Raw genomic sequence first — 14,979 nt, 5'->3', positions numbered from 1 at the left:
AATCCGGTTAAAAGGTATAAACCGCGCCAAGATAAAACTGGCGGCCGAAGAACTGCAGCGTGCCGGTTTGCGCTTTATCACCGAAATAACTCTTGGTGGGCTCGTCAGTCAGGTTATTAACCTGAAACAGCACCTTAAAGTTGTCGTTAAGGTCGTATGAGGTTTGCATGTCAATCACCGTTTCACTGTCGAAGTTGGTGATCTGCTCATCAATACCTACCTGCGACGACACGAAAGGCGAGCGGTAGCGGGCACTGACGCGGGCATCAAACCCCTGATAGTTCCAAAACACTGTGCCGGTAAACACATCCTGTGATAAACCTTCAAAAGTGGTTTCTATCGGCTCACCGCCTAAGCTGTTAATCAGGCTGACTTCGCTTTCGGTGTACGAGTAGCTACCCTGAACCCCCAGGCCAGACCAAAGCTCCGGCAAGAAATCAAACACCTTGGTAAAGGCCAGTTCAGCGCCGCGGATATAGCCGCCTTCGCCATTATTGACCGCTGTTGAAAAAGCACCGTTAAAGGTAGCTCGCGGGATACCGTCTTCGTCGATAATTTCTGCCGGTACGTCAAAGCCTGCAGCCGCGAAATCGAACTCCTGAATGGTAAAGTCGTTTACGAACGATTTAATATCTTTATAAAACAGCGCAAAGGCGATAGCGCCCGACGGAATATAGTATTCGTACGACAAGTCATACTGTGTTGCTTCAAACGGACGTAAAAACGGGCTGTTAGCACTGGAGCCGCTTATTTCACCGTCGTCGCTAATGTTAATAGACGTATTGGATGCCAAGCGGTTGATCGGTGGGCGCGACATAACTTTCGCTGCAGCAAAACGGATTTGCGAATTGTCAGTAATGCCAAAGTTCAGGTTCAGTTGCGGCAGTACATCGGTGTATTTTTCACCCAGCACCCCGGGTGCATAACGGCCGTTTACCAAACCGGCTTCATCGGTAAGATTCTGTGCGCCGCGCAGTACGTCACCGTTGACATCGGCTAGGTTGGTCGCGCTCTGATCGGTTTGCACGACACGCACACCGATATTGCCGCTAAGCGGAATACCAAAAACTTCCGCATCCAGGTTGGCCATAACATAGCCGGCCAGCACATCTTCATACACTTCGCCGCTTTCTAACACCGTCCAGGCCGTGTTTGGCCCGGTTGGGTTAAACTGCGACTCCAGGATATCCGGGTTACCTGTACCCCAGGTTTGTACCGGCTGAGGTACACCATCAGGAAACCAGGCCGCCAGCGCCTTATCCAAATCAATCGACAGGTAGCTCGGGTAAATGCCAAAGTCACCGCTAAAGTTCACCACTTCCACCATATCGTCGGTCAGCTTAAGCGGCGGTTGCGAGGTTAAAAAGGCGCCGTCACTGCCGTACTCGAACACGGAACGGTCATTTTTATAAGTACGCTCGGAATAGCGCACACCGGCTTCCAGTGATGTCACCACCGGCATCTCCAGCTGCCATTTGGCATCGAAGCGATAAGCCGTTACTTCATCTTCGTTCACATACGGATAAATGCCGTATTTACTCAGCATCACTTTATCGATATCTGAAAATGCTGCCGCCTGATTAAAACCGACACTTGGCAAGTTAAGACCATTTAACAGATAAGATATTGATACGTTGGTATCCAGTACCGGCACTTCTGCGTTCGCATCTTCGGCGACCAGTGACCACAGCAGGCCGTTGCGGAAATCGCTCTTGGCTGAAGAGTGCGATACGTCAAACGCCAGATTAACGGTATCGGTCACATCCCAGTCGGCATTGATGCCGAAACTGCGCACTTCGTCAAAATCGCGGTTGTCATCATTGACAATTTCAACCCGGGTAAAGCTGCTGCCGGTGCGGTTGAAGGTACCACCAATCACTGAACTGCCGTTTAACACCGGGTTACCAAGTGCAGCCGTCGGGCCGCCAAACTTTACCCGAAAACCGCGGGCGAATGCTTCTTTATCAAACTTGGATAAAAACGCATCGGCTTTTAAGGTAAAAGCATCATGCGGTGTCCACTCCAGTGCAGCCATATAACCATCGCGCGTTTCCTCACCGCCTTTGTGCTGCAGCTCAAAACCTTCGCTGATGAACTCATTAACACCATCATCATTGGTGTCTTTCTGGCCGTTGTAGGCCAGCCCGACAAATTGTGTCGCCACACTGGGCTGATACAAACGGGCATAGCCGGCAGCAAAGCCCAACGTATCATTCAGAAACTTACCCTGATACGACATACTGAAACGGTGGCCAAAATCGACGCCATCAGGCACTTCGTCAGCGCGATCGTTGTACATGCCCCGCACATTAACGGTAAAAGTATGCTGTTTTTCGTTACGTAGCGGGCTGGCGGTTTGCAGCTCAACGGTACCGGCCACACCACCTTCTATCAGTGATGCCTTCGGCGACTTATATACTGCAGCCGACGTAATCAGCTCTGATGGGTACTGGTCAAACTCGATATTACGTTTGCCACTCGTGGACACCTGCTCGCGGCCATTTAAGGTCGAAAACACAAAGCCACCGGACATACCGCGGATATTAATCTCAGCCGCCTGGCCGCCGGTACGTACCGCCGAAATACCGGGTAAACGTGTTAGTGCATCGGCCATCGACACGTCTGGCAAGGCACCTAAATCGTCGGCGGAAATGGTTTCTGATACGGTATCGCCAAAGCGCTTGGCATCAAGCGAGCGGAACAGGCTGCTGGCAAAACCGCGCACCTGAATTACTTCAACGCTGTCTAACGCTTGCTGGGAAGCGGCATTATCTTCTGCTGCTTGTTGATTTGCTGATTGTGGTGCCTGCTGTGCCGTTTGTGCAGCAGCAGAACACGCCAGACTACCCACCCCTGCCATAGCAAGCGTGAGCAGACTAAGCCTGAACTTATTCATGCCCTATATCCCCGTTTGTTTTTTATTGTTGGTTGCGCGATCCATGCAACTGGCATGAACACTTGCAGCCTGCTTTGTCAGTGTTCATTTATTAACCGTTAAACAGTAAGCCGCAATATGAATACGTATTCAGTCTGCCAAATTGATGCAGAACCTATAGTGACGCACCTTAAATTGCACTAAATTGGCACCAGACACTTTGCACCAGAAATGCGCAGCAGCTACGCATATTCTCATTCTGGTGCAACCACCTGGGGTTATTGTTGCAGAAAAGCCTGATGGGCAGGTAGTTGCTGCGTAGTGTGTGTAATGATGTGTTTTAGATCGTTTAAAAAGCTGCTCAGCTGTTTATCAGTCAGGTTATCCGCCATCTTGTTATACGCTGTTGGTATTAACCCCTGTCCCAGCATCACTTGCTGCCAGGCAACTTCTGTAAACAACTCATCCTGCTGGCGGAATACCAGCGCTGATTGCTTAAACAACTCGATACGTTGCTTAAGCGAATCTGGTAGCACCATCTGACGGCAATATTGCCACAGCCCCTTGTCTTCGCGCTGATTCAAGTGGTAATGCAAAATAATAAAGTCGCGAATGGCTTCAAATTCTGCCTGCGACTGGCGATTAAACTCTTGCCTGACAGCATCGATATTGTCCACACCGGGGAAACACTGTACTAATCGCAGCACTGCACTTTGAATTAGATGAATGCTGGTAGACTCAAGCGGCTCCAGAAAGCCGCTGGATAAACCAATCGCGATACAGTTGCGTGCCCATTGCAGCTTTCGCCGCCCGGTAACAAAGTTAATTTTGCGTGGTTCGGCCAGTGCTGGCGCATCCAGATTATGTAGTAGTGTGTTGTGCGCTGCATCATCGGTTAAAAACTGACTGCTGTATACCAGACCATTGCCAGTGCGGTGCTGTAATGGAATGCGCCACTGCCAGCCCCCGGTGTGAGCTATGGAGCGGGTATAAGGCATTATGGGGAGTATCGCTTCGCTGGGTACGGCCAACGCCGTATCGCAGGGTAGCCAATGGCGCCAATCTTCGTAGCCAATGCCAAGCTCCTGGCCAATTAACAGTGCCCGCAAACCAGAACAATCTATAAATATGTCAGCAGCAATATGGCTACCATCCTGCAATGTAACACCGGCAATATCGCCGTCAGGTGTTTTTGTCACTGAGACAATAGTCCCCTCGTTACGACTAACCCCCTGTTGTTCACTGTAACGACGTAGTAAAGCGGCATACAAATTGGCATCAAAATGGTAGGCATGCACCACCCCCTGCAATGGCGTATTGGGGATCTGAAGCAGCGGCGCATATTTACCAGCCTTGGCTGCCTGATAATTAAGCGAATAATCCCAAAAACTGCTGTTATCTGCCCGGCTTCTTGCTGCAAGCCAGTAATGATGAAATGACGTCACGCCAAGCTGGCGCCCAACGGGTCCAAAAGCATGCATATAGCTGTCGCCTTGTTTTCCCCAGTGTTCAAACTGAATACCCAGTTTAATAGTACCCTGAGTTGCGTTAAGAAACTCAGCTTCGGGAATGCCCAGCACAGCATTGAAATGCTGGATTGCCGGTATCGTTGCTTCACCAACACCAACGGTACCAATAGCGTCAGATTCGATCAGACGGATTTTTACCGCAGGTCCCAGCAAACGTGATAATAAAGCGGCCGTCATCCAGCCGGCAGTACCACCACCAGCAATCAATACTTTCGTTTCTGCTCGTATTACCATCTGGAACCTCTAGTGTTGCAAATAAAAAAGCCCTGCTTAATGAGCTTAAAGCAGGGCCTTATTCCGCAGCTATATCGCTAATTAAAACTTATAGGATAAGCCTGCCATAAAAGTACGGCCATAGCGTTGATACTCGATTATGTTACCATTTTCAGTACGGACAAACGGCTCATCCGTAACGTTGTTGGCCTGCAGTAACAGCGTAAGCCCTTCAAACTGGCCTTCATCAAAGTTATAACTTACCTGAGCATCAACAACAGTTTCCGCTTCAATCATTTTAAGATCACGGCCACTGCCGAAACCGGCAATTTCACCCAGAAACTCCGAACGATAACGAGCACTGACACGGGTCGCGAAACCACCATTCTCATAGTACATCGTCAGGTTGGCAACACGTTTAGACAAGCCTGGTAAAGGCGTTGACGGGTTGTTGGGGTCTGATTCAATGCTACTGTCAGTCCAGGAGCCGGTTAAAATAGTACCGAAGTTTTCCAGCATTGGCGCTATCATTGCACCACTCAGAGACAGGCTGAACTCAATACCATTGATACGTCCACCATTACCGTTTTGCGGTTTTGTTGCCACACCTTCGTTAATTACCGGTGTAATGCCGCCAGATGGGAAGCCGGTAAAATCCTGAATGGTGTTTTGGTCATAAATATAGGTTTCCAGATCTTTGTAGAAACCAGCCAGTGACATGTAACCCAGGCTATCATCGAAATAGTATTCGTACGAGATATCCAGTGCATTTGCAATCCATGGTTTCAGCTCAGGGTTGCCACCATTCGCACTCCAGGGAGAATTGTTCTCTGGCGTCGCCTGAGCGTTGTTTTTACCCGGATCGAAACTGAAATCCTGACTTGCACGCAGCTGGTCCATACGGGCACGCGCCATAGTACGGGCTAAACCAACACGAATAAAGTGCCCTGCACCAAAGTCAAAGCTCAGGTTCATACTTGGCAGAACTTCCCAGTATTTGTCGCCACCGTCCAGACGGAAAGATGAAACGTCTATACCAGTGCCAGATGCTGCCAGCGCGTATGACGACTGATCGGTGTGAACGACCTGAGTACCGAAATTACCTGTCACCGGAATATCACCAACACTGCTGCTGATACCAACTTTAACAAATGCAGTAACAACATCTTCCTGCACGTTCCAGTCTTTGATCAACACATCAGCGTTAGGGTTACGAACCAGTTCTAATACACCATCAGAAATCAGTTGACGCGGGTCATAGCTGACCATCCCCGGAATACCGAAGCCTGCCAGGCTGGTAGAGCCAGCCACGTTCGGGATAGAGGCGCTGGTAGCACCGTTTGGCAAGCCAAGGAAATACTCGTTGGCTTTTTTATCTTTTTCGCGGCTGCTGACGTTCAGGCCAAATTCCACTTCATCAAACACATCGTGTTCAATCAATGTTTTGGCACTTAAGCGGATTTGGTCTAACTCATCGGTAATGCCCGGCGAATTATAGTAGCCTAACTGGCCACCAGGAATAATGTCACCGCCCCAACCTTGTGGGCTGGTCAGTAAAATCAGACTTGGATCTGCATAGTTGAGGCCTGCGTTAAAGGTTGCACCTTTGCCGTTCATCTGAAACTGAATGGTGTCCGTTGCGCCAGAACCAGCAGTACCTGTACCCGCATCGGATTCCAGAATCAGGTCAGTACGGTCTAATTTGGAGTGGCTCAGATCAACGGTAGCGAACCAGTTGTCAGCCAGTTTAAACTCGGTTTTCCAACCAGCAGAGAACAGATCGCTTTCACGGAAGTTACCGTGGTTACGAACAATCGCTTTAACACCACTGTATGTGCCGGAGGTAACTAAACCATTCTCAACGGTCGCATCACTCAGCGCCGCACCACCCCAAAGCAATGGCATTTCAATAAAGCTGGTGCGCTGCGTTTCATCAAATTTTGAGTAGTATAAATCTACGGTTGAGCTGAAATCGGCATTTGGCTTGTATTCGAACACACCAATAAAGCCATCACGCTCTAACAGGTTAGAATTGGCATAAACTTTTGCACCGCCGATAACTTTGTCGCCATCTTCTGTATCAGCATAACCCCATGCTTCAAACCGCTCTATTTGCGTTGGGTTAGACATGTTTGCATAGCCCAGCGCAACACCGATGGTATCATCAGCAAACTGATCGATATAAGAGATACTTAGCCGCTGGCCATTATCATCGGCACCTGCGTTTAGCCCATCAATCTGGTTCCACTCGTAACGGGCGTTTACGGCAACAGTAGTTTCACCATGTTTCAGCGGGCTGATAAGGCGCATGTCTGCTGTACCAGATAAACCCTGGCCAATTAACGCTGCATCAGGCGTTTTGTAAACAACAACACCGCTTAGCAATTCTGATGGGTACTGGTCAAACTCAACACCACGGTTATCGCCTGAGCTTACCTGCTCACGGCCATTAAGCAACGCGGTGCTGAAATCCGGCGACAAACCACGGATACTAATCACCTGGCCACGGCCATTCAGTCGCTGAGCGGTAAGGCCCGGCAGACGCGCTAAAGACTCAGCAATACTCACATCAGGTAACTTACCGATGTCTTCTGCAGAAACTGCTTCAACAATTGAAGTGTTGAACATTTTGATGTTCTGAGAATCTTGCAGGCTGCGGCGGAACCCCGTTACTGAAATTACTTCAATCTGCTCGTCAGCATTGTTTTGCTCAGAGCTCTGCTCTGTCGTTTGTGCGTAAGCTAAAGAACAGGAGCCAGCTGCAGCCAGCGCCATTGTTAGCATACTGAGTTTAAATTTATTCATGTCCTTCATCCCCGGTGTGTTATTTGTGTCGTCTGCCAGCTGTAAGCGCAACTGAAGCAGTACAACCAGACTTTTGTCTTAGCGTATTTATTAAACGTATTAGGGCAACAGCTCAATATGAATACGTATTCATACTGAACAATTTGCACGAAGGTGGCGCAAAGCCTACCTGCATTGCACCAATAGTGGGCGCCTTTATTTTTATAGGGTTAGCGCCAACTTAAGCCGCGATGTTCATATTACGTACCGCAAACAAATTCAGCTCATCAGGTAACAGAATAGATTAAATTTTCTCTGCATACGTATGCAGCAGGTTTAATAAATGGCAGAGGCTGATTTATGCTTGCACCACCATATGGCAACCTGAAGCGATCTGCGGTTTTGCTTTGTTACCGCGCGGAGCAACCAATGAAAAACCAGAGTGTCACAGACAGCGGGCAAATCAGCTGTCATAACAAGCAACAGGCAGCATCGCACGCCATGCTGCACAAACTTAGTCAGTTTATAATGCAGCAACTACCCAGGGTGCCCCGGCTAAGTGACGCCGCAAGTGCATTGAATATGAGTTGCCGCACTTTACAGCGTGAACTGCGCTGTACTGATAGCAGCTTTCGCCAGTTGCTCGCTGACTGCCGTCATACACTGGCGCAGCAGTATTTACAGGATGCCAGCCTGAGCTTGCAGCAGATTGCTTTCCAGCTTGGGTTTGAAGAACAAAGCAGCTTTCAGAAAGCATTTAAAAGCTGGCAGGGCTGTTCTCCGGGTATATTTCGTCAACGCAGACAGATGATGGCCGTAAGCAGATGCCATCCTTTATCCGGCTTTTCCCGGCCGGTGTTACAGGTGAATTATGGAACTAATTAAGCAACTCGCTGTTTTGGCGGGGCTGCAAGACAGCTATGTACATGCGCAAGGCCATACCGAAGTGATTGGTCTGGATAAGCAGCAGGCTATTTTACAAGCCATGGGCTATGACCTGTCCGGCGACGAAATAATACAACAACAGATTAGCCAACTCAGTGAGCAACACTGGTTTGAAGTCGTCGCACCGGTCAATGTCTGTCAACAGGATCAACCACTGGTACTGCGCCTGCAACAGCTGCAACAGCAAGCAGTCAGTGACTGGCAATGGCAGATTATCACCGAAGAACAGCAGCAGTTCAGCGGTAGCCTGAGTATCGCTGCCAGTGATATCAGTGTGCGCCAGCTTACCAGCCGCGGTGAAGTGTTGCTGGCGGAGATGAAACTGGATGTCAGCTTGCCGCTTGGGTATCACCAGTTGCAGCTGAGTAATGGCACCCAACAGTACAGCCAGCAATTAATTATCACACCACAGCGCTGTTTTCAGCTGCACGACAAAGCGGTTTTGCATAAAACTTTCGGCCCGGCTATTCAACTGTATGCTGTGCGCTCGACGCGCAATTGGGGCCTGGGGGACTTTGCCGATTTGCAGCAAATGGTAGCCCCGCTTGCTGCACAAGGTGTTGATTTTATTGGGCTGAACCCACTGCATGCGCTATACCCTGAATTGCCGCAAGATTGCAGCCCATACAGCCCTAACAGCCGGTTATGGTTAAACACCCAGTATGTTGCGCTGGAATATACCGAAGAATATCAACACTGTGACGCCGCACAAAAGCTAGTCGCCAGTGAAAACTTTCAGCAACAGTTACAACAACTGCGCAATTGCAGCGATGTAGACTACATCGGCGTGGCGGCATTGAAGAAAAGTGTTGCAGTATTACTGTGGCAACAGTTCAAGCAACAGCATCTGACAAACAATACCGCACGGGCGCAACTGTATCAGCAGTTTGTTGCAAAAAGCGCTGACAGCTTACGGCAATTAGCCATACATCAGGTATTACAAGGCCAGATGTTTGCAAAGGACTGGAATATGGCAGCCTGGCAGAGTTTTCCGCCTGAGCTGCAGGACCCGCAAAGCGCAGCAGTGGCCGCATTTGCCCGTGAACACAGCGATGCGATTGAACTGCAGCTCTATCTGCAGTGGCAGGCGCAGCAGCAGTTGGCTGAAGTGAAACGCTTATGTCAGCAACATGGCATGGCGATAGGCCTGTACTGTGATGTTGCGGTAGGTACCAGCCGCAGCAGTGCAGAAAGCTGGGGCGCACCGGAAGATTATCTGCTGGATTTAAGCGTGGGGGCACCGGCAGATATTATGGCGCCAAAAGGCCAGAACTGGGGCTTGCTGGCGTACAACCCGCAAACCTTGCGGCAAAAAGCCTATCAGCCTTTTATTCAGCTGATTCAGGCCAATATGCGCTATGCCGGTGCACTGCGATTAGACCATGTTATGGCACTGCTAAGGTTATGGTGCTGTCCGCTCGGTGCCGATGCCACAGCCGGCGCTTATATCCGCTTTCCGGCCGCCGATTTATTTGCCATTCTGGCACTGGAAAGTCAGCGCAACAGTTGTGTTGTCATCGGCGAAGACTTAGGTACAGTGCCGGTTGAAATCAGCCACCTGATGGCACAATATCAGGTGTTGTCTTACCGTGTATTCATGCTGGAACAAAAGGCCGGCAGTTATGAGCATGCCAGCCAGACTTATCCGGAACTGGCGTTGGCCACAGTCAGTACACATGATATGCCGACGCTGGTTGGCTATTGGCAGGAGCATGATCTGGCTCTGCGTCATCAGCTGGATTTATTCCCCAACCCACAGGTAGCAGACAGCCTTTACCAACTGCGCGCTGATGAAAAGCACCTGATGCGTGACAGATTGCAACTCGAAGAGGGCAACTACAGCCAGCTTATCCGTGCCAGCCATTTGTTTACTGCCAGCCAGCCAGCCAGGCTATTCGCCTTCCAGCTGGAAGATTTACTGCAAATGAGCACCCCGGTTAATATTCCGGGCACCAGTACTGAGTACCCGAACTGGCGGCGTAAACTCATCCACAATATCGAAGATATTTTGCAGCGGCCTGAAGTGCTGCAAATGATCAATAACATCCGAACAGCACGGCAATAGCCGACAAATTATAAGCCGCGTGTTACGCGGCTTTTTTATTTACACAACATAGCTGGCAATAAGGCTTGTAAAAGTGCTGGCTTTTGCGCAGGATCAGCGCAATTTCATCTTAGAAGGACACTGTATGTTAGATACCGCTTTGACTTCATTAACCGGCATACCGGCTTTTGCCGCTTACTTTGCACTGGCTATTATCTTACTGCTGCTGTTTGTCCGGCTATACACCTGGGTAACGCCACATGATGAGTTTGCGTTAATCCGTGCTAATAATCCCTCTGCGGCGATTGCTTTTGGTGGTGCATTCATCGGTTTCGCCTGGCCGCTGGCCAGTGCTATTACGCATTCTATGTCACTGCTGGACTGCGCCATCTGGGGTGCGGTAGCGCTGGTTGTGCAGCTTATCGCATTTTTCTTCAGCTGCATTGCACTCAAACCTTTGCCACAACGTATCCGTGACGGTGAGCTCAGCGCAGGTATCTTTTCAGCCTGTTGCTCAGTTGCCATTGGTATGCTCAATGCTGCCGCTATGACATATTAAGGAGCCAGAGATGACAACCTTTAAACGCAGTAAAACTGCCCGCCTGATAATGATGGCGCCAGCTGCCGGCATGATACTGGCTGGCTGTGGTGAAAAACCGGTTGAAGTGCAGGTGTTTAACACTCCGGATGAGTGCGCGGCTTACTATAACCCACCCGCCGAATGTAAAGCGGCTTTTGAACAGGCTAAAACGCTGCACCCGCAGGTAGCGCCACGTTACAGCAGCAAAACTGAATGCGAAGCCGATTTTGGTAGCGGCCAATGCGAAACCGCACCGGTTCTGGCTGCCAACGCAACAGAGCAAACACAGCAGCAGGGCCAGCAAAGCAGCGGCTTTTTTATGCCAATGATGATGGGCTTTATGGCTGGCCAAATGTTAAACCGCGGCGGTATGGCCGGCAATCCGGCACCGCAAACAGCAACCGCCAGCCGTAACCCGGTGCCCAGCCAGCCGCTCTATAAATCACGCGATGATCGCGCAACCTTTCGCACAGCAACGAATACTGCGGTAGCGTCTCAACCTGGCCCCACCAGTATCAGACCATCGACAGTACAACCCAAACCGGCAACATTGGCCCGCCGGGGTGGCTTTGGCGCTCAGGCTGCCAGCCGCAATACCAGTAGCTATGGCGGTTAAATAAGCATGAAACGTATCAGCAGTACACCCAGGCCAGGCTGGGAAGCCTTTGCCGAAAGTGTTGGTTTTAATTTTCATACTTTCGATGGCGAACCATATTGGGACGAGAGCGCTTATTACCAATTCAGCCTGGAACAAATAGAGCGCGATTTGGAGGAGCCCACCGAAGAGCTGCATCAGATGGCACTGGCATTAGTTGCCGATATAGTGCAGGACGAACGCCAACTAACCCAACTGGCGATCCCTGAGAGGTTCTGGGATGCAGTGCGCGATAGCTGGCAAAGCCAGCAACCGCATTTGTATGGCCGGATGGATTTCAGCTATGACGGCAGCGGGCCCGCCAAATTGTTGGAGCTAAATTACGACACACCAACGTCACTGTTTGAGACCGGCTTTTTTCAATGGGTGTGGCTGGAAGATCAACTAATGCGCGGCGAAGTACCGCAGGGTGCCGACCAGTTCAACTCACTGCAGGACAAACTGCAGCAGGCCTTTAGTGAGCTTAACTTACCCCGGCCATTTTACTTTGCCAGTGTGGCAGAAAGTATTGAAGATAAAGGCACAGTCGACTATCTGATGGATATTGCGCTACAGGCCGGACTTGACTGCCGCTACATACCGCTGGAACAACTCGGAGAAATCGACGGCCAACTGGTTGATCTGGATGGCTTTGCGGTGCAGGGTTTATTCAAGCTCTATCCGTGGGAGTTTATGCTGCAGGAAGATTTCGCCAGCACAATTTTAACCAGTCAGACCCAGTTTATCGAACCGCTGTGGAAGTCGGTATTATCGAACAAAGGTATTTTGCCACTGCTGTGGCAAAAGTATCAGGGCCACCCCAACCTGTTACCAGCGTTTTTTGATGATGGCAGCCCTTTGCAACCGGGCTGGGTACGCAAACCGCTGTTCTCGCGTGAAGGTGCCAATATCGAACTGGTTGATATGCAAGGCAAACGCCTGACACAAAGCGGCCCCTATACCGACAGTGGTTATGTACGCCAGCAATTAGCGCCGCTGCCGGAGTTCGCCGGGAACTATACGCTGATTGGCAGCTGGGTTGTCGGCGACAGTGCTGCAGGCATTTGTATACGGGAAGACAGCAGCCTGATCACCAAAGATAGCTCGCGCTTTTTGCCCCACATTATTGTTGGATAATATTCCCCCGGCAGTCTTATAGCTGCAGTGACCTTCAAAGTGCTGCAGCTTGGCGAATATCAATTTAAATGCAGTTACAGAAGTACTTACAGCGATTAGGCTATCTGCATTTGCCCGTGCGACAAGGCCGCCAGAACTGCACTAAACCGCCTCCCGTTATGCCAGACAAGCATAGATATGCTTAAAAAGTGGATACAAACCCACAAATCACATAAAATGCCGACTTTATCGTGGTAACAGTTGGCATTTTGTCATCTTGCTGCCATCTTTATGTCTTATCTGTGTTTTGTCTTACCAGAAGGAAATTCACCACCCGTGCGCACCACTGAACTTGTCTCCGGTTTTCGTCAGTCTGCCCCTTATGTTAACGCTCACCGCGGTAAAACCTTTGTTGTAATGCTGGGTGGTGAAGCCATAACCCAGCCGGGTTTTCGCAGTATTATTAACGACATCGCCCTGCTGAACAGCCTGGGCATTAAAGTAGTACTGGTGTACGGCGCCAGACCGCAGATTAACTCGGCGCTGCAACAAGCCGGATTGGAACCGACTTATCATAACCGTGTGCGGGTAACCGATGATGACTCCTTCCGGCTGATTAAGCAGGTTGCCGGTGCATTGCAGCTGGATATTACCGCCCGTTTGTCGATGAGTTTAAGCAATACGCCAATGCAGGGCGCACAAATAAACGTTGTTAGTGGCAACTTCGTCATAGCACAGCCGCTGGGCGTGGATGAAGGCGTTGATTACCATCACAGCGGTAAAGTGCGGCGTATTGACGTTGCCGGTATCCGCCGTCAGCTGGATACCAATGGCATAGTGTTAATGGGCCCGATTGCCGCTTCGGTAACCGGTGAGAGCTTTAATTTAACTGCGGAAGATATTGCCACCCAGGTCGCGGTAAAGCTAAAAGCTGACAAAATGATTGGCTTTAGCGAAATTGGTGGCATCATCGGCGAAAATGGCGAAATAACAGCAGAGTTAATGCCAAATGCGGCAGAAAAAATTATGCAGCAGATGGAACAACAGGATGACGACGCCTGCCCGGGTACACTGGCATTTTTACATGCTGCTATTACCGCTTGCCGGGCCGGAGTGCCGCGCTGCCATTTAGTCAGCTACGATGAAGATGGAGCCCTGTTACAAGAGCTGTTCTCCCGCGATGGTATCGGCACGCAAATAGTAACCGAATCCGCCGAGAAACTGCGCCAGGCGACGATCTCTGATATCGGCGGCATTCTGGATCTGATCCGTCCGCTGGAGCAGCAAGGCCTGTTGGTACGCCGATCCCGTGAGCAGTTGGAGATGGAAATTAACCAGTTTACGCTCATTGAACGCGACGGCCTGGTTATCGGTTGTGCAGCGCTGTATCCGTTTCCGGAAGAAAACGTCGGCGAATTTGCCTGTCTGGCGGTGCATCCTGATTATCGCGATGCAGATCGTGGCAGCATTCTGCTCAAGGCCGTGATCCAGCAAGCGCGCCAGCGTAAATATGCCAAGCTGTTTGCACTGACTACCCGCAGTATTCACTGGTTCCTCGAGCACGGTTTTGAACTGCTGACTGTCGATGATTTACCGGCACAGAAGAAGCAGCTGTATAACTATCAACGCCGTTCGAAGATTCTGGCCATTACGTTATAACCAGACCAGTGTTGTGATAAACGCCAGTTAGTCATCTGACTGGCTTTTCAGCTCTACCTGCTTAACCACGCTTTTGGCCAGTGCCCGTGCCGTTGTCCATTTACCCCCGGAAACTGTCAGTAGCTTACCCTGCCAGTTCAGTTGATACTCACGGCTGGCTTTACTGGCATTTGCGCTGCCAGTAAGCAGCGGCCTGACCCCGGCGAAATCTGCCAGCACATCGTCGACACCAAGCTGCGGTTCAAAGTAATGATTGTAAGTCGCCAGCAAGTAATCGCGTTCCGCGTCTGAGCATCGGATAGGCTCGGTCATTTGCTGACGTACCTCAGTAGTGCCAAGCAGAGTGCGGCCCTGATAGGGCAACACAAATACGATACGTGCCTCGCCGGGCACCTCCAGCATGTGGCCATAAGCTCCGGTTGGCGGTAGCAGCAAATGGCTGCCGCGCACCAGATCCAGTGGCTGCTGCGGTAAACCGGATTGCTTTAATAACTGTTGGCTCCAGGGGCCTGCTACATTGACGATATGATCAAACGACTGCCAGCCACTGGCCAGCTCAAGCTGAGCATCGCTGCGAACCTGCAATACGGGGCTGTGTTC

General features: G+C 50.4%; 10 protein-coding genes. 6 read left to right on the top strand and 4 right to left on the bottom strand.

The annotated features are described in order from the left end of the window. Positions 1-7: 7 nt before the first annotated feature. The 3 genes from VIN66_RS12705 to VIN66_RS12695 all read right to left on the bottom strand — a co-directional run bounded on the left by VIN66_RS12705 (position 8) and on the right by VIN66_RS12695 (position 7,422). Complete coding sequence (locus VIN66_RS12705; RefSeq protein WP_331924324.1) at positions 8-2,896, bottom strand: TonB-dependent receptor; 2,889 nt, start codon at positions 2,894-2,896, stop codon at positions 8-10. A 257-nt stretch (positions 2,897-3,153) separates the two neighbouring features. Next, on the bottom strand, positions 3,154-4,638 hold the full coding sequence (locus VIN66_RS12700; protein ID WP_331924323.1) for a tryptophan halogenase family protein: 1,485 nt from the start codon (positions 4,636-4,638) through the stop codon (positions 3,154-3,156). Positions 4,639-4,719: 81 nt separating this feature from the next. Further along, on the bottom strand, positions 4,720-7,422 hold the full coding sequence (locus VIN66_RS12695) for a TonB-dependent receptor (protein WP_331924322.1): 2,703 nt from the start codon (positions 7,420-7,422) through the stop codon (positions 4,720-4,722). A gap of 408 nt (positions 7,423-7,830) precedes the next feature. On the opposite strand from VIN66_RS12695, the gene VIN66_RS12690 reads away from it, so the two are divergent. From VIN66_RS12690 to argA, 6 genes are all read left to right on the top strand, one after another. Beyond that, positions 7,831-8,286 carry an AraC family transcriptional regulator gene (locus VIN66_RS12690; protein WP_331924321.1) on the top strand — a complete coding sequence of 152 codons (456 nt, stop codon included), beginning with the start codon at positions 7,831-7,833 and terminating at the stop codon, positions 8,284-8,286. Continuing rightward, positions 8,273-10,411, top strand: a complete 2,139-nt coding sequence (gene malQ, locus VIN66_RS12685; RefSeq protein WP_331924320.1) for a 4-alpha-glucanotransferase — start codon at positions 8,273-8,275, stop codon at positions 10,409-10,411. The genes VIN66_RS12690 and malQ overlap by 14 nt, the downstream gene beginning before the upstream one ends. A 124-nt stretch (positions 10,412-10,535) precedes the next feature. Beyond that, positions 10,536-10,949: a DUF350 domain-containing protein gene (locus tag VIN66_RS12680; RefSeq protein ID WP_273024962.1), complete on the top strand. Its 414-nt coding sequence runs from the start codon at positions 10,536-10,538 to the stop codon at positions 10,947-10,949. 10 nt (positions 10,950-10,959) lie between these two features. Next, a complete protein-coding gene (locus VIN66_RS12675; RefSeq protein WP_331924319.1) occupies positions 10,960-11,586 on the top strand; it encodes a DUF1190 domain-containing protein in 627 nt (208 codons plus the stop codon). A gap of 6 nt (positions 11,587-11,592) precedes the next feature. Then, entirely contained in the window at positions 11,593-12,741 is a 1,149-nt protein-coding gene (locus tag VIN66_RS12670; protein ID WP_331924318.1) for a glutathionylspermidine synthase family protein, read from the top strand. 315 nt (positions 12,742-13,056) lie between these two features. After that, positions 13,057-14,379 (top strand): amino-acid N-acetyltransferase, encoded by a 1,323-nt coding sequence (gene argA, locus VIN66_RS12665; protein ID WP_331924317.1) that lies wholly within the window; start codon positions 13,057-13,059, stop codon positions 14,377-14,379. 27 nt (positions 14,380-14,406) lie between these two features. Here argA and VIN66_RS12660 read toward each other — a convergent pair. Further along, positions 14,407-14,979: FAD-dependent oxidoreductase (locus VIN66_RS12660; protein WP_331924316.1), on the bottom strand; the 573-nt coding region annotated here is incomplete at its 5' end.

This window comes from Rheinheimera sp., from assembly GCF_036568245.1.
Taxonomy (GTDB): domain Bacteria; phylum Pseudomonadota; class Gammaproteobacteria; order Enterobacterales; family Alteromonadaceae; genus Alishewanella.
The sequence above is the reverse complement of the archived record's forward strand: the minus strand, read 5'-3'. Positions and strand labels throughout refer to the sequence as shown.